Raw genomic sequence first — 13,575 nt, forward strand, 5'->3', positions numbered from 1 at the left:
CTTAATCAGACGCGCTCGAACAGGCTTAACGAAACGCTACGGCCGTATTCAGGAGCGGGGCATCTGATAGGGGTTGTTGACGCTGACGGGCGAGCCGGGCGTCAGGCCCAGCTCCTCGAACGACCACTTCAGCTCGACGCCCTGGACCAGGTCCTGCTTGCACTTGTCCTCGTCGATGCGGCGCAGGGTGATGACGGCGCTGCCGCCCTGCAGGCTGACGATCGGGATCAGGTCTTCCTTGGCCGTGCAGCCGTTCGAACTGACCCAGAAGACGGCCTGGTCCTTGGTGAAGGCGGCGGCGTGGATCGGCTCCAGCGCGCCGGGCATGCCCGCGGTGGAGACGGTGGGCTCGCCGCGGCTGGCGCAGGCGGCCAGGCCCGCCGATGCGGCGGCGATCAAAGCCAAGCGTTTCATGATGGAGTCGCGCAACTGACGACCTCCCCTGCCTCAAAGCCTGAACCGGCCGAGAATGCGCCTGTTCGCCCTTGGAGGGAACAGGATAAAAAACGAAAGGCCCCGGACGAATCCGAGGCCCTCCAAACTGAACACTTCAAAGGGACCACCACGGGGCTCAAGTAGCCCGAAGGGCGATAGCCCCCTTGAAGAAGGCTTCGTAAGCTCCGCTTACGAAGCGTAGTATTCGACGACCAGGTTCGGTTCCATCTTCACGGCGTACGGCACGTCCGACAGTTCCGGCACGCGGACGTAGCGAACCGAGAACGAGCGGTCCGACAGTTCCAGGTAATCCGGCACGTCGCGTTCCGACGACTGCTGGGCTTCGAGCACCAGAGCCATGTTGCGCGACTTTTCCTTCACGGTGACGACGTCTTCCGGCTTCACGCGGTAGGAGGCGATGTCGACCTTCTTGCCGTTGACCAGGACGTGGCCGTGGCTGACGAACTGGCGGGCGGCCCAGACGGTCGGGACGAACTTGGCGCGGTAGACGACGGCGTCCAGGCGCGATTCCAGCAGACCGATCAGGTTTTCCGAGGTGTTGCCCTTGCGACGCGCGGCCTCGTCATAGGTCTTGGCGAACTGCTTCTCGGTGATGTTGCCGTAGTAGCCCTTCAGCTTCTGCTTGGCCTTCAGTTGCAGACCGAAGTCCGAGACCTTGGACTTGCGACGCTGGCCGTGCTGGCCGGGACCGTAAGAACGCTTGTTGACCGGCGACTTGGCGCGGCCCCACAGGTTCTCACCCATGGCCCGGTCGATCTTGTACTTGGCGCTGTGGCGCTTGGACATTCTATTCTCTTTTCGACGATACGGCCCGGCATCCCCTGGATTGGGAATGCGATCTCAACGGCGGTCCACGCATCTTCCGTCATTCATCCCGGCCCCGCCGAAGCGGACCCGTGGAAGGCGGCGCTTATGGCCAGCGAGGGCGGCGGAGTCAAGCACGGCGGGCCGTTAAGCACGATGGAATGGAACGATCCCGTCGCCCCACCCTTCCCTTGACGCAACCGAACCACGCATGAGGACAAGGAGGAGTGGAATGCAGCCCGAACCCAACAGCTTTCAGACCGGCCTGTCCGACAAGGCCATGCAGACGCTGAAGACGCAGCTGGTCGATCTGGTCGAGCCTTTGAGCGATCATCAACTGCTCGATCTCGCCGACGGCATCCATGAGATGCTGCGCCAGCGTCGCATGGTTCGCCAGCACCATGCCGAGCGCATGAATGCGCGCACCCGGCACGGCGTGGATCTTCGCATCTAGTCCTTCGCGGCCTAATCCTTCGCGGACTGGGCTTCGGAGATGAACATCGCCCGGCCTTCGCGGGTCGCGACCTTGCCCAGGCCCGGGAAGGGGAAGTGATAGGCGTAGATGTGGGCGCCGGAATTGCGCAGCGCCGTCACCTCGTCCAGCCGCGCCTTCAGGCCTGCCGCCTGATCGTCGTCATAGCCGACCTTCCAGTCCGGATGTTCGACCGACAGGATCCAGTGATGCATCAGGTCGCCGGTGTAGAGCAGCTGGTTCTGGCCGTCGGCGATCAGATAGGCGACGTGGCCCGGCGTATGGCCGGCCGTGTCCTGGGATTGGACGCCCGGCGCGACCTCGCCGCCCGGCTCGAAAGCCTGGACCTTGGGCGTGATGATCCGCATCAGATCGGCCAGTTCGGGATTGGCGCGGATGGACGCCCACTCCGCCTGCGACATCCGGATCGCCGCATTGGGGAAGGCCAGGCCGCCGTTGCGGATCAGGCCGCCGACATGGTCAGGGTGGACGTGCGAGATCAGCACGTCGGTGATCGAGGCCGGATCGACGCCCGCCTTTTGCAGGCTGTCCATCAACTGGCCCTTGCCCTCGCCCAGGCCCGTGTCGAACAGCATCGTGCGGGCGCCGTTCCTGACCAGAAGCGGATGGATTTCCAGCATGATCGGATCGGCCGGCTGTCCGGCGGCAGTCAGGGGCGCGGCGACCGCCTGCGGCGTCAGGCCGACGCCGAAGGTCTGGTTGTCGTTCTTGACCGGGTTCTCGCCATCGAACAGGGCGATGGCGTCCAGCGCGCCGATCTTGAAACGATAGACCGGCTTCTCGGCCGGGGCCGCGACGGTCTGGGTGGGGTTGGGCGGCGCGGGATCGCCGGACTTCTGCCCGTTCGCCTGAGGGTTACAGGCCGCCAGCATCAGAGCCGCGAAAGCAGCCCCCGTCATCATCATCCGCATCGCTTCGATCTCCGTTTGCGATGACGCAATCGAAAACGCCCGCCGGAGGTTCCGGCGGGCGTCGTCATCTCTCGATCTCTGGGCTGAACCGGCCTTATTTGGCGGCGGCGTAGAGTTCGTTGACCTTGTTCCAGTTCACCACCGTCCAGAACGACTTTAGATAGTCGGCGCGGCGGTTTTGGTATTTCAGATAGTAGGCGTGCTCCCAGACGTCGGCGCCCAGGATGACCTCGCCGCGCTCGTCCACGACGTCCATCAGCGGATTGTCTTGGTTCGGGGTCGAGGTGATCTTCAGCTTGCCGTTCTGCACGATCAGCCAAGCCCAGCCCGAACCGAACTGCGCGGCGCCGGCGGCGTTGAAGTCTTCCTTGAACTTGTCCATGCCGCCCAGATCGGCGTCGATGGCGGCCTTCAGCTCGGCCGAGGGCTCACCCGCCTGATCGGCCGGGGCCAGCAGTTCCCAGAACAGGCTGTGGTTCCAGTGACCGCCGCCATTGTTGCGCACGGCCTTGGGCGCCGTGGAGATGCTGGTGAAGATTTCCTCCAGCGACTTGCCCTTCAGGTTTTCGTCGGCGTCGACGGCCTTGTTCAGATTGTCGACATAGGTCTGATGGTGCTTGTCGTGGTGGAAGGTCATCGTCTCCTTGTCGATGGCCGGCTCCAGCGCGTCATAGGCGTAGGGCAGCGGGGGCAGGGTGAAGGCCATGGAAGGTTCCTCTCGCGACAAGTTTCCGATGCGCCTCATCTAGGCGCCCGTTCATGAAACCCAAGCGACAGCGCCTGGATTTGTTCCGACTTATCGACCCGTAACGGTCAAGCTGGCAAGTTCGCCTTCAGGCAATCGCGAACGGCGCGCTTCACATCGCCCGGCGCATTGGGCTCGTCCACGCCCTCCGCCGCGAAGACGGCGCGCACGGCGGCGTCCAGCCCCTTGGGCAAGGCCTCGATCACCCGCTTCTGCCCCTTGGCGTGCAGGCAATAGCCCACCTCGCGGCAAAGGGCGGAAAACATCGGTTCGTAGGGATCAGAAGCGCTCATCCCGGCCCCTTAGCATCAGGGGAGCAGACGCGACAGCCAGTGCATCAGGTTCAGCACGAACTGCTGATCGTCATGACCAACCGTATTCAGTCCCATGCGGACAGGCTCGCGATCCAGCTGGTCAGGAAAACGCACGACCTGGGCCGTGAGCATCCCCGCCTCTCCCAGCACGACCACCCGCCCCGCGCCAAAGCGCAACGCCAGACCTTGGGCGGGTAAGGCGGGCCGCGACAACTCGGCAAGGACGACGGCTGGATCCTGGCCGGCCCGAAGCCGCGTCCGGATCGTCTGCAAGGCTTCGAGATCGGGAGCCTCTCGCGCATCTGCGCTCATCGCCAGCAATACGGTTGCGTCTGCCGGCCCCGACAGCGACTGCCCGGTAAAGCTCTTGACGACCTTCAAGTGCTCGCTTTGTTCGCGGCCCTCGACAATCGGATGATCCGCGAGCGCCGGACGCGGAAAGACCAGATTGGCCGTAACGTCGTCGCCCAGGGGCTGGAAGGCGTAGCCCGTGCCCATCGCCACCCCGAATCTGGCCGCCAGGGCTTCGGCGGCGGAACCATGGGGCGCGTGATCGGCGGCCAGAAGCAACGCCCCGCCCTGCTCCACCCATCGGCGGATCGCCTCGATCTCGGCGTCGTCGAAAGCCGAGGCGCGCGAGCCGTCCTCAGGGCGCGCCGGATTGGCGATGACCAACACCGCCACGCCATCAAGCGCGCCGGGCGCATCGAGACGCCCCCGGCTGGCTTCGATCCGATATCCATCGGCCCGCACCAGCGCGGCGAAGCCGGCATAGCGACCTTCGATCGTCTGTTCGCTGCCGTGGCCCTGATCGACAAGCACGACAGGACCAACCATCGCATAGGCCGGCGAGACCACCTTTGGCCGCCAATCCAGATCGCCGACCTGCTCTTGCGCCAAGGCTGAGCCCGCCAGCAGCAGGACTACGACAGCGATCCAACCCCGGCGTCCCATCTGGCGCCTAGACCTTCAAGCGTTCGGCATGGAAGGCGATGTGGTCGGCGATGAAGCTGGCCATGAAGAAGTAGGAGTGATCATAGCCGGGCTGCATACGGATCGTGACCTTCTGGCCGGCGGCGTCGGCGGCGGCCTGGAGCAGCTCGGGCTTCAGCTGCTCGGTCAGGAAGCTGTCGGCGTCGCCTTGGTCGATCAGGATGTCGTCATAGACGCCGCGCGCCGCGCCGGCGGCGATCCGCTTGGCGGCGTCGTGGCGGTCCCACGTCGCACGGTCGTCGCCCAGATAGGCGGTGAAGGCCTTTTCGCCCCAGGCGCATCGGGTGGGCGAGCAGATCGGCGCGAAGGCGGAGACCGAACGGAACAGGTCGGGGTGGTTCAGCGCCAGCGTCAGGGCGCCGTGGCCGCCCATCGAATGGCCGCTGATCGAGCGGACGCCCGTGGTCGCAAACTCGGCGTCGATTAGGGCGATCAGTTCCTCGGTGACATAGGTCTCCATGCGGAAATGCGGCGCCCAGGGCGCTTGCGTCGCATCCAGATAGAAGCCCGCGCCCTGACCCAGATCATAGGCCGGATCGTCGGCGACGCCGTCTCCGCGCGGGCTGGTGTCGGGCGCCACGATGATGACGCCGTGTTCGACGGCGGCCTGGTAGGCCCCCGCCTTTGTGGTGAAATTATCCTCGGTGCAGGTCAGGCCCGACAGCCAGATCAACACCGGGAAAGGCCCCTCGCCCGCCGGCGTGCAGACCGACAGCGTCATCGGCGTGCCGGTCGCTGTGCTGTCGTGCTTCAGATAGCGCAAGGTTCCGCCGTGGACGGCGTGGGTCTTGGTGGTTTCCACTCAGTCGGTCTTTCGATGCATAGCGCAGATCTTGTTGCCCGAAGGGTCGCGCAAATAGGCTAGGATCATGGGGCCGAAGGGGCCCTTACGTTCGCCGGGCGGGTCCTCGATGGCGCGACCGCCGGCCGCGACGCCGGCGTCGTGGAAGGCCTGGACCATATCGGCCGTCTTGGCGTGAAAACCGATGGTGCCGCCGTTGGCGTGGCAGGCCGGCTCGCCGTCGATCGGCGCGCCGATCGCAAAGGCGCCCATGCGGGTGCGCCACCAGTAGCGGCCCTTGAGGTCCGGCCCCTGGCCCGGCTCGACGCCAAGCGCGCCTAGCGCGGCGTCATAGAATTGGCGCGACGCCTCGATGTCGTTGGCGCCGACGGTGACGTGGGTGAACATGGTCAGACCTCCCTCTTTCAGTCCGTTTTCTTAAACAACGAACCCGACGACGCGCAAGGCGTCAGAACACCACGACCGAGCGGATGCTCTTGCCCTCGTGCATCAGGTCGAAGGCCTTGTTGATGTCGTCCAGGGCGAAGGTGTGGGTGATCATCGGGTCGATCTCGATCTTTCCGTCCATGTACCAGTCGACGATCTTGGGCGTGTCGGTGCGGCCGCGCGCACCGCCGAAGGCCGAACCGCGCCAGACGCGGCCGGTGACCAACTGGAACGGGCGGGTGGCGATCTCCTTGCCGGATTCGGCGACGCCGATGACGACGCTCTCGCCCCAGCCGCGGTGGCAGGCCTCAAGCGCCTGGCGCATGACGACGGTGTTGCCGGTGCAGTCGAAGGTGTAGTCCGCGCCGCCGTCAGTCAGCTGGACCAGATGGGCCACGACGTCGGAAACCTCCTTCGGATTGACGAAATGGGTCATGCCGAAGCGACGGCCCCATTCTTCCTTGTCGCCGTTGATGTCCACGCCGACGATCATGTCGGCGCCGACCATCTTCAGCCCCTGGATGACATTCAGGCCGATGCCGCCCAGGCCGAAGACGACGCAGTTGGCGCCGGGCTCGACCTTGGCCGTGTTGACCACGGCGCCGACGCCGGTGGTCACGCCGCAGCCGACGTAGCAGGCCTTGTCGAAGGGCGCGTCCTTGCGGATCTTGGCCACCGCGATCTCGGGCAGGACGGTGAAGTTCGAGAAGGTCGAGCAGCCCATATAGTGGGCGATGGCCTGACCCTTGTAGCTGAAGCGGCTGGTGCCGTCAGGCATGACGCCCTTGCCCTGGGTGCCGCGAATGGCGGTGCACAGGTTGGTCTTGCGCGACAGGCACGACTTACACTGGCGGCATTCCGGCGTGTACAGCGGGATGACGTGATCGCCGACCGCGACCGAGGTCACGCCCGGCCCCACCTCGACCACAACGCCCGCGCCCTCGTGGCCCAGGATCGAGGGGAAGACGCCCTCGGAGTCCAGCCCGTCCAGCGTATAGGCGTCGGTGTGGCAGATGCCGGTGGCCTTGATCTCGATCAGCACCTCGCCGGCGCGCGGTCCCTCCAGATCGACCTCGACAATCTCCAACGGACGTTTGGCCTCGAAGGCGACGGCGGCGCGGGTTTTCATGGCGGGGGCTCCTGAACGATTCCCTCCTCTTCTAGGGCAGGCGCAGGATGGTATGAAGCCGTCATGTCACACACAAACCTCGTCGTCCTGACCGGAGCCGGCATATCGGCCGAGAGCGGCGTGCCGACCTTTCGGGCGTCGGATGGGCTGTGGTGCGGGCATCGGGTGGAGGACGTGGCGACGCCCGAGGGCTATGCGGCCGATCCGGCGCTGGTGCAGGACTTCTATAATCAGAGGCGGCGGCAGTTGGCCGAGGTCCAGCCTAATGCGGCGCACCAGGCGCTGGCGGTGCTGGCGGCGCGGTGGCGGGGCGACTTCCTGCTGATGACGCAGAACGTCGATGATCTGCACGATCGGGCGCATGAAGAGACGCCGCCGGCCGCCGGTTTCGAGCTGATCCATATGCACGGCGAACTGCTGAAAGGCCGCTGCACCCGGTCGGGCGTGGTGATGGACTGGGCCGGGGACATGGCGGCGGACGAGGCCTCGCCGCATCACCCCGAGGGCGTCATGCGGCCGCACATCGTCTGGTTCGGGGAGATGCCGCTTCAGATGGAGCGGATCGAGCGGGCGCTGGAGGCCTGCGACCTGTTCGTGTCCATCGGCACGTCGGGCGCGGTCTATCCGGCGGCGGCGTTCGTGCAGGCGGCGCGATATGCCGGGGCGCGGACTGTCGAGATCAACCTGGAGCCGACGTCGGGGGCGCGCCTGTTTGACGAAGGCGTTTACGGGCCGGCGACGCAGGCCGTGCCGGCCTTCCTCGACACGCTGTAGAGACGAAAACGGCGGCCGCTGCGAAGGCGGCCGCCGTTCCGGCGTTCGAAGTCGAGGCGGCTTAGGCCAGGACGACGATGGTCACGCGGCGGTTCTGCGAACGGCCCTCGGGCGTGTCGTTCGAAGCCACCGGCTGTTCCTGGCCATAGGAGATTGTGGCCATGCGGTTCAGGGCGACGCCCTGCCGGTTCAGGAAGCGACGCACGGCCTCGGCGCGTTGCTCGCCCAGCTGGTCGTTATGCTCGGGCGTGCCGGTCGAGTCGGTGTAGCCCTGGATTTCCAGATAGACGTTCTTGTTCTCGCCCTGCAGACGCTGGGCGAACTGGGCCAGGCGCTGCTCGGCCTCGGACGACAGGGCCGCCGCGTCGGTGGGGAATTTCACGGAATCGTCCGACAGCACGACCTGATAGAGGAACTTGCCCTCGGCCAGCTTGTGCGCGTCGTTGGCGCGTTGCAGGGCCTGGCCTGCGGTGCCTTCGACGGTGGTCACGCGGTTGTCGACGACTTCGACCTGATCACGCACGAAACGATGGCTGGCGCAGCCGCTGGCCGCAAAGCCGAGGGCGATGAGGGCGCCGCCGACGACCGCCGTCCTGAGTTTCGATCTGCTCAAGTTCTGTCTCCTTCTTGCCGGGAGCGCCACACCCAGTTCATGCGCAAGATGAAAATGGCGTATGAGACAAGGCGGAGTAATGACGCGCTTTGGGCGGCATCATGTCAGCTTGACCATAAGCAGATCGAATATTCGCGTTATTCTTGCATGAGCGCGGAACCATCGGCTCAGTGAAGACGTTGCGCCGCCGACGGCCGATGCCGGAGGGCGGACACGCTCATCTATCGCCGCTCTGCGCCGTCGCGCGGTTGTATTCACGACGACGCCACTTTCCTGACGCGACCGAATGTTTTCAACGGAGCCTGGCGATTTTTACAGGCGTTTTGTCCCGATGACCATGCGGCGGCGTGTTCAACTCCCATCACGGATCGGCGATTGAGCGCGGCGCGCACACGGCGCTGGGCGCTGGCGGCGACGCCGATCCTGGCCGCGCATCTGGGGCTGGCGCTGTTGATGCACGGCCAGGCGGAGCCGATCGTCGAGGCGCCGCAGACGCCGCCGATGATGGTCGAACTGGTCGAGCCGCCCTCGCCGCCTCCGCCGCCGCCCGCGCGCGTGATCGCGCCCGATCTCTCGCCAAAGCCCGACGCGCCGGCCGCCGCCGCCCAGGCGGCCGCGCCGGCCAAGCCCGCGCCCCAGCGGCGACCGCCAGCCGTGGCGGCGGCGCGACCGCGACTGGTGGTGAGCAAACGCCCGCCCGACGTCGAACCCCTGCCCGCCGCGCCCGCTCCGCCGGGTCCGCCCCTGCCCCTGCTGGGTGCGGCCCAGATCGCCGGCGCCATGACGGTCGGCGCAGGTTCGGGCGGCGGCGGCGGAACGCGCGTCGGCGGCTCGGGCGGCTCGGGCGGGACTGGCGCCGGTTCAGGCTCGGGCGGAGGATCGTGCGACATGGTGCGCTGGGTTCAGGACGCGGTGCGCGACGACCAGGCCGTGCGCCGCGCCGTCATCGCCGCGTCCCAGGACATGGATGCAAACGGACGCGCCATCCTGGTCTGGAACGGCGACTGGCTGCAAAGCCGCAACCAGGCGGGCAAGGGTCTGGCGGGCGTGCGCCAGGCCATCGCCCTGGAAGTCGCCTTCGCCCCGGCCGAGTGCAAGAGCCAGCGCATGACGGGCCTGGCCGTGCTGAAGCTGGAAGACCGCCCCGGCGGCGCGCAACTGGCCCTGGGCAAGGGCAGCTGGCGCTGGGCGGACCTGCTGGGCGCAGGCTGACGCGCCGACGCCCATTCAGACGGTCGTCGGCAAAAACACCGTCTAATTCGTCTAATTCGTCTGCTTTCTTTCTCCCCGACTATGCGGTGCGCTTCGTGCGAACGAACCGAGACAGGATCGCACGGCTTGGAAGCGTGGGCAGGAAGAAGATGCCGGCGAGAGAGAGAAGATTGAAAACATTAGACTGACCTCAGGCGAATAGGATGGCTGGCCCCACCCCTTAGTGATCGTGCGGCGAGCAGAGCGAAACTGGGGGATCACGAAAGAAAGACGTGCGCGCGGTTGCGCTCCTCTCCTAGGACACGCACCTAGCCTGCCATGCCCGTCTCCCCAGCCTACCGCCCCGAACCGCGTTTCTTTGACTTGGGCGCGGACTATGCCGATGCGGTTCAGGCCGCAGACTTTCCACAGACGATCCTGCGGTTTCGCAACGACCGCGCGGCGGCCGAGGTCGGGCTGGAGGGGCTGAGCGAGGCGGAATGGGTCGCGGCTTTCGGGCGGTTCGAGCCCCTGCCGGGTCAGCCCGGGCCGATCGCTATGCGCTATCACGGGCATCAGTTCCGGCACTACAATCCCGATCTGGGCGATGGGCGCGGGTTCCTGGCGGCGCAGATGCGCGACGCATCGGGCCGGCTGATGGATCTGGGCACCAAAGGCTCTGGCCAGACGCCCTGGTCGCGTGGAGGCGATGGGCGGCTGACGCTGAAGGGCGGGGTGCGCGAGGTGCTGGCGGCGACGATGCTGGAGGCGCAAGGCGTCCCGACCAGCCGCGCCTTTTCGCTGATCGAGACCGGCGAGGCGCTGGAGCGTGGGGACGAGCCGTCGCCGACGCGGTCAGCCGTTCTGGTGCGGCTGTCGCACAGCCATGTGCGGTTCGGGACGTTCCAGCGCGCCGCCTATCTAGGGCGCAAGGACCAGATCGAGGCGCTGATCGAACATGTGCGCAGCCTGTATCATCCGGACGTCGCCGCCGGCGATGCGCCCGGTCTGCTGCGGAATGTCGTCGAGGCCTCGGCGAAACTGACGGCGCGGTGGATCGCGGCGGGCTTCGTGCACGGGGTTCTGAACACCGACAATCTGAACGTCACCGGCGAGAGCTTCGACTACGGCCCCTGGCGGTTCCTGCCCGAATACGACCCGGCCTTCACCGCCGCCTATTTCGACCAGACGGGCCTGTACGCTTTCGCGCGTCAGCCCGAGGCCGTGTTCTGGAACCTGACGCAGCTTGCCGGGTGCCTGAAACTGGTCGCCGAGGTCGAGCCGTTGACCGATGCGCTGAACGGCTTCGGTCCCGCCTATATCCGCGAACTGCGCGCCGCCTTCCTGATGCGGCTGGGCGTCCACAGCCTGGGCGAGGCGGCGGATCAGCGGCTGGTCGATACGACGCTGGCCCTGTTGCGTGAGGGCGGCGCGGCCCTGCGTTGGGAGCCGCTGTTCTTCGACTGGTTCGGCGGCTTCGCCTCCTCGGCCCGCGCCCTGTCGGGACCGCGCGCGAAACGGTATCAGGGCGAGGCCTTCGACGCCTTCCGCTTTGCGTTGATGGAACACGAACCGGACCGGATCGAACGGCTGGAGCATCCGATGTTCGCCGCGCGCGAACCGGAAGAGATGTTGATCGGCGAGGTCGAGGCGATCTGGGCCGCCCTCGCCGACGCCGACGACTGGGCGCCCTTTCAGGCCAAGCTGGATCGACTGGAGACGGCGCGACAGGCCTGGAGCTTCACGGCCTGACGCCGAACCTTACGAAAGCTTCATCTCGTTTATCGATAATTCTCTTGCCTGTTTATCGATAAATCCATATCGATAGTCACCAAGGCGGTCGCGGAGGGCGACCCGAAGGGAAGGGCTTTCGAGATGAAACTGATCGGCAAATATTCAATCGCAAGCGCCCTGCGCTGGTGCTTAGGGTTCGCAAACGTCTTCGTCATGCTGGCGACGATCGTCATGGCGATCTGTTTGCTGGGCAGCGTCATATCGCCGGACTTCGCAGCAGGCTTCATCGACGGAATGAAGGATCTGGACAACAGCACAGCCCGCGATCTGCACTGGCCGGAGCGTCTGACGCTGTTGGGCGCTTTCTTGGCCTGCGGCTTCACCTGGTGGATCATCAATCGGCTGCGGCGCATCCTGCTGTCGGTCAATCAGGGCGACGCCTTCGAGTTCGCCAACGTCAAACGGCTGCAAGGCGTAGGTCTGGGCCTGATCGGCATTCAGCTGACGGCGCTTCTGCTGGTCTTCGTCGCCCCGCAGAGCATCGGCCAGTCACCGTCCGACTATGACTTCGACCTGGGGTCCTGGCTGGGCATTCTGGTGGTCTTCATCCTGGCCGAGGTGTTCCGGCAGGGGTCGGCCATGCGCGACGAACAACTGACCACGGTCTGAGGAGCGCGCGCGATGATCATGATCCAACTGGACCGGCTGCTGCTCGAACGCCGCATGTCCCTAACCGAACTGTCCGACCGCGTCGGCGTCACCCTGGCCAATCTGTCAATCCTGAAGACCGGCAAGGCCCGCGCGGTGCGCTTCTCCACCCTGGACGCCCTGTGCCGCGAACTGGACTGCCAGCCTGGCGACCTGATCGTCCAGACGCCGCGGCCGCAGCCCGAAGACTGAAATCGCGCGTCGCAAATCCTTGTGGGGCATTGGGAATCGGCCCAATGCCCCCGCCCCGTAACAGAAAGTCATCAGCTGATGTCATCAGTTGATGTCATCGCATGATGACAACTATCTGAAGCCCCGCTATATAGGCTTCAGCGAACGGCTCCTGAGGTCGGATCGCAGCCGTTCATGACCTTCAGGCGTCCTCCCCGATGACCACCTCGACCTTCCCCACCGCGCCGTCGCGCAACCGCGCCGCCTACGCCAACATCGCCCTTTGGACGCTGCAGGGCTGGATCGCGATGTTCTTCATCGCCGCCGGCTACGCCAAGCTGACCGAGCCGATGACCAACCTGATCAATCTGATGGGCTGGCCCGCCATCGCGCCCGAGAACATGGTGCGCGGCCTGGGCGTGGTCGAGATCGTTCTGGCCATGGGCGTGCTGAGCCCGCTGATCTCGTGGCGAGTGGGTCGCCCCCTGTTGCTGACGGCGGCGGTCGGCCTGATCGTCATGGAAGCGACGATGATGACGATCCATGCGCTGAGCCAGGACTTCGGACTGGCGGCGGTCAACGCCGTCCTGCTGGCCATCACCGTCCCGGTGCTGCTGGGCCGCCGCAGAGCCTGATTGCTGCAGGCCTGATTGAAAGAGACCGAACGCCGGACCCCTCTCCCCCCCCTGCAGTCCGGCGTTTGCGCCCGGAGCCTCCCCCAAGGCTCCGGGCTTTTTCATGCCTGATCGCCAGTAAGGGAGAAAAGCTTACCCTTACGTGCGCGTAAGCCTCTTCCCTTTACGCGCACGTCAAGTTATGAAGGCGTATGGCCACCGCCGACGACCACCGCACCTATTCCATTCGCCAGCTGTGCCGCGAGTTCGGCGCCACGGCGCGCGCGCTTCGATTCTATGAAGACAAGGGCCTGCTGACGCCCGCGCGCAAGGGCCAGACCCGCGTCTATGACGCGCGCGACCGCGCCCGGCTGAAACTGATCCTGAGGGGCCGCCGCATCGGCTTCACCCTTCAGGAGATCCAGGACATGATGGATCTCTATGATCAGAAGGATCACAACGTCCATCAGATGGCCGTGGCCCTGGTGCGGCACCGCGCCCAGATCGCGGCGCTGAAACAGCAGCTGGAAGACATCGAAGGCGCCATCGAGACGGCCGAACAGGCCTGCGCCTGGATGGAGTCCAAATTGTCCGAACACCGCCCCGACCTGCTGCCGGGCGCCGAAGATTATGAGAAGCTGCTGCGCGCGCGTCTCAACCACGACCACCACCACCCCTTCAAAGCAAGAGCGTAATC

18 protein-coding genes are annotated in these 13,575 nt (G+C 65.8%); 8 read left to right on the forward strand and 10 right to left on the reverse strand.

The genetic code is table 11. From position 1 onward, the window contains the following. Positions 1 to 48: 48 nt before the first annotated feature. Entirely contained in the window at positions 49 to 429 is a 381-nt protein-coding gene (locus PFY01_RS14305; protein WP_082464942.1) for a hypothetical protein, read from the reverse strand. Positions 430 to 624: 195 nt separating this feature from the next. Further along, on the reverse strand, positions 625 to 1,242 hold the full coding sequence (rpsD, locus tag PFY01_RS14310; RefSeq protein WP_055806141.1) for a 30S ribosomal protein S4: 618 nt from the start codon (positions 1,240 to 1,242) through the stop codon (positions 625 to 627). Between the two features lie 250 nt (positions 1,243 to 1,492). On the opposite strand from rpsD, the gene PFY01_RS14315 reads away from it, so the two are divergent. Continuing rightward, a complete protein-coding gene (locus PFY01_RS14315; protein ID WP_055806144.1) occupies positions 1,493 to 1,714 on the forward strand; it encodes a hypothetical protein in 222 nt (73 codons plus the stop codon). Positions 1,715 to 1,725: 11 nt separating this feature from the next. Here PFY01_RS14315 and PFY01_RS14320 read toward each other — a convergent pair whose 3' ends face one another. From PFY01_RS14320 to PFY01_RS14350, 7 genes are all read right to left on the reverse strand, one after another. After that, entirely contained in the window at positions 1,726 to 2,664 is a 939-nt protein-coding gene (locus PFY01_RS14320) for an MBL fold metallo-hydrolase (RefSeq protein ID WP_271041782.1), read from the reverse strand. Positions 2,665 to 2,758: 94 nt separating this feature from the next. Next, positions 2,759 to 3,370 carry a superoxide dismutase gene (locus PFY01_RS14325; protein ID WP_017504687.1) on the reverse strand — a complete coding sequence of 204 codons (612 nt, stop codon included), beginning with the start codon at positions 3,368 to 3,370 and terminating at the stop codon, positions 2,759 to 2,761. 107 nt (positions 3,371 to 3,477) lie between these two features. Next, positions 3,478 to 3,702, reverse strand: a complete 225-nt coding sequence (locus tag PFY01_RS14330; protein WP_039244260.1) for a hypothetical protein — start codon at positions 3,700 to 3,702, stop codon at positions 3,478 to 3,480. 15 nt (positions 3,703 to 3,717) lie between these two features. Continuing rightward, positions 3,718 to 4,677, reverse strand: coding sequence for a DUF4350 domain-containing protein (locus tag PFY01_RS14335; protein WP_271041783.1), 960 nt, complete (start codon positions 4,675 to 4,677; stop codon positions 3,718 to 3,720). A 7-nt stretch (positions 4,678 to 4,684) separates the two neighbouring features. Beyond that, the gene (gene fghA, locus PFY01_RS14340) at positions 4,685 to 5,518 is read right to left on the reverse strand and encodes an S-formylglutathione hydrolase (RefSeq protein WP_271041784.1); all 834 of its coding nucleotides are present in this window, start codon (positions 5,516 to 5,518) and stop codon (positions 4,685 to 4,687) included. Then, positions 5,519 to 5,905: a VOC family protein gene (locus tag PFY01_RS14345; RefSeq protein WP_271041785.1), complete on the reverse strand. Its 387-nt coding sequence runs from the start codon at positions 5,903 to 5,905 to the stop codon at positions 5,519 to 5,521. 61 nt (positions 5,906 to 5,966) lie between these two features. After that, positions 5,967 to 7,073, reverse strand: a complete 1,107-nt coding sequence (locus tag PFY01_RS14350; protein ID WP_153925925.1) for an S-(hydroxymethyl)glutathione dehydrogenase/class III alcohol dehydrogenase — start codon at positions 7,071 to 7,073, stop codon at positions 5,967 to 5,969. A gap of 63 nt (positions 7,074 to 7,136) precedes the next feature. On the opposite strand from PFY01_RS14350, the gene PFY01_RS14355 reads away from it, so the two are divergent. Beyond that, the gene (locus tag PFY01_RS14355) at positions 7,137 to 7,847 is read left to right on the forward strand and encodes an NAD-dependent deacylase (protein ID WP_271041786.1); all 711 of its coding nucleotides are present in this window, start codon (positions 7,137 to 7,139) and stop codon (positions 7,845 to 7,847) included. Between the two features lie 61 nt (positions 7,848 to 7,908). Here PFY01_RS14355 and PFY01_RS14360 read toward each other — a convergent pair whose 3' ends face one another. Then, positions 7,909 to 8,460 carry an OmpA family protein gene (locus tag PFY01_RS14360; RefSeq protein WP_271041787.1) on the reverse strand — a complete coding sequence of 184 codons (552 nt, stop codon included), beginning with the start codon at positions 8,458 to 8,460 and terminating at the stop codon, positions 7,909 to 7,911. Between the two features lie 375 nt (positions 8,461 to 8,835). Here PFY01_RS14360 and PFY01_RS14365 point away from each other — a divergent pair, with 375 nt between their 5' ends. From PFY01_RS14365 to PFY01_RS14390, 6 genes are all read left to right on the forward strand, one after another. Next, on the forward strand, positions 8,836 to 9,672 hold the full coding sequence (locus PFY01_RS14365; protein ID WP_271041788.1) for a hypothetical protein: 837 nt from the start codon (positions 8,836 to 8,838) through the stop codon (positions 9,670 to 9,672). Between the two features lie 318 nt (positions 9,673 to 9,990). Continuing rightward, positions 9,991 to 11,403, forward strand: a complete 1,413-nt coding sequence (locus PFY01_RS14370; RefSeq protein WP_271041789.1) for a protein adenylyltransferase SelO — start codon at positions 9,991 to 9,993, stop codon at positions 11,401 to 11,403. 123 nt (positions 11,404 to 11,526) lie between these two features. Further along, the gene (locus tag PFY01_RS14375) at positions 11,527 to 12,054 is read left to right on the forward strand and encodes a DUF2975 domain-containing protein (RefSeq protein ID WP_039244777.1); all 528 of its coding nucleotides are present in this window, start codon (positions 11,527 to 11,529) and stop codon (positions 12,052 to 12,054) included. A gap of 12 nt (positions 12,055 to 12,066) precedes the next feature. After that, positions 12,067 to 12,285 (forward strand): helix-turn-helix domain-containing protein, encoded by a 219-nt coding sequence (locus PFY01_RS14380; protein ID WP_271041790.1) that lies wholly within the window; start codon positions 12,067 to 12,069, stop codon positions 12,283 to 12,285. Between the two features lie 197 nt (positions 12,286 to 12,482). Continuing rightward, positions 12,483 to 12,899, forward strand: coding sequence for a DoxX family protein (locus PFY01_RS14385; protein ID WP_153923116.1), 417 nt, complete (start codon positions 12,483 to 12,485; stop codon positions 12,897 to 12,899). A gap of 191 nt (positions 12,900 to 13,090) precedes the next feature. Further along, positions 13,091 to 13,573 (forward strand): MerR family transcriptional regulator, encoded by a 483-nt coding sequence (locus tag PFY01_RS14390; protein ID WP_039244783.1) that lies wholly within the window; start codon positions 13,091 to 13,093, stop codon positions 13,571 to 13,573. The last annotated feature ends 2 nt before the right edge of the window (positions 13,574 to 13,575 follow it).

Source organism: Brevundimonas vesicularis, from assembly GCF_027886425.1.
GTDB classification, from domain to species: domain Bacteria; phylum Pseudomonadota; class Alphaproteobacteria; order Caulobacterales; family Caulobacteraceae; genus Brevundimonas; species Brevundimonas vesicularis_C.

Coding starts and splice junctions, on each gene's coding strand:
- rpsD (WP_055806141.1), bottom strand. CDS start 1,242: ATGTCCAAGCGCCACAGCGCCAAGTACAAGATCGACCGGGCCATGGGT.
- PFY01_RS14315 (WP_055806144.1), top strand. CDS start 1,493: ATGCAGCCCGAACCCAACAGCTTTCAGACCGGCCTGTCCGACAAGGCC.
- PFY01_RS14320 (WP_271041782.1), bottom strand. CDS start 2,664: ATGCGGATGATGATGACGGGGGCTGCTTTCGCGGCTCTGATGCTGGCG.
- PFY01_RS14325 (WP_017504687.1), bottom strand. CDS start 3,370: ATGGCCTTCACCCTGCCCCCGCTGCCCTACGCCTATGACGCGCTGGAG.
- PFY01_RS14330 (WP_039244260.1), bottom strand. CDS start 3,702: ATGAGCGCTTCTGATCCCTACGAACCGATGTTTTCCGCCCTTTGCCGC.
- PFY01_RS14335 (WP_271041783.1), bottom strand. CDS start 4,677: ATGGGACGCCGGGGTTGGATCGCTGTCGTAGTCCTGCTGCTGGCGGGC.
- PFY01_RS14345 (WP_271041785.1), bottom strand. CDS start 5,905: ATGTTCACCCACGTCACCGTCGGCGCCAACGACATCGAGGCGTCGCGC.
- PFY01_RS14350 (WP_153925925.1), bottom strand. CDS start 7,073: ATGAAAACCCGCGCCGCCGTCGCCTTCGAGGCCAAACGTCCGTTGGAG.
- PFY01_RS14355 (WP_271041786.1), top strand. CDS start 7,137: ATGTCACACACAAACCTCGTCGTCCTGACCGGAGCCGGCATATCGGCC.
- PFY01_RS14370 (WP_271041789.1), top strand. CDS start 9,991: ATGCCCGTCTCCCCAGCCTACCGCCCCGAACCGCGTTTCTTTGACTTG.
- PFY01_RS14375 (WP_039244777.1), top strand. CDS start 11,527: ATGAAACTGATCGGCAAATATTCAATCGCAAGCGCCCTGCGCTGGTGC.
- PFY01_RS14380 (WP_271041790.1), top strand. CDS start 12,067: ATGATCATGATCCAACTGGACCGGCTGCTGCTCGAACGCCGCATGTCC.
- PFY01_RS14385 (WP_153923116.1), top strand. CDS start 12,483: ATGACCACCTCGACCTTCCCCACCGCGCCGTCGCGCAACCGCGCCGCC.
- PFY01_RS14390 (WP_039244783.1), top strand. CDS start 13,091: ATGGCCACCGCCGACGACCACCGCACCTATTCCATTCGCCAGCTGTGC.